This window comes from Oleiphilus sp. HI0128 (assembly GCF_001635365.1).
In genome coordinates, this window is record NZ_LWGG01001577.1 from 1 (window position 1) to 799 (window position 799).

Consider the following 799-nt stretch of genomic DNA (forward strand, 5'->3'; position numbering starts at 1 on the left):
TGACCACTAGCGCATAATGAGCTTCATCTCCTTCCCCTTTAACCGAAAATTCAAAATCAAAAGGCGCTCTCAAATTAATAATCTGGCGTTTCTTACGCTTAAAGGTTTTCCCATCAACCAAGACCGTCACTTCATACTGACCGACCTTACTTAACTTACGAATAGCTTCTCTAAAAACGCCGTCTTCAGGAACCTCATCCGACATAGACTTCTTAGCCGTTTTATTGCTTTCTGTTTTAAGCTGCAGCTGCACATCTAATAACTGCAAAAAATCAGGATTAGTAACTGTCTTCCCTTCTTCACTAAAGCTAACGTCAACATTCAAGGGATCACCAGCGAAGAAATTGACCGGTAGTTTGCTAACATTAAGCTGCAAGTTACTAACCACTGTCACCTGGCTTCCTGGTTGAACTTCGGAGTTAATCTTCCACGTGCCTTCTAAAGGACGACTGACAGTAATCAAGTCATAACCTTTATCCTGATACCATTTGATATCCTCACCCTGGTTTTCATAGCTATATACTTTTTCATCAGGAGATAGAATTTCGGTCGGAATGCTGCCATCCCCTCTAAAGATCAAAGCAGTAAATTCTTCGATGCTAGAATCGATAACAAACTCATTTCCCTCGATAGGTACCTGCTCACTAGGAACGGCCTGTTCAAGAGCTTGGAGAAAAATTCGAGTCAGGTCTTCAGGGGTCTCGGCAACCGCCGATTGTCCACCCGTTTGAATAGCTAACTTATCCATTAAGGATTTATCAGCATTTTTTGACAAAGAGATTGAATGAATCTTGGCGCC

Annotated in this window: 1 pseudogene; it reads right to left on the reverse strand. The window is 41.9% G+C overall.

Going from position 1 to position 799, the window contains the following annotated elements:
- A pseudogene (locus A3763_RS25895) lies at positions 1 to 775 on the reverse strand (hypothetical protein); the annotation flags it as partial.
- Positions 776 to 799 lie beyond the last annotated feature (24 nt).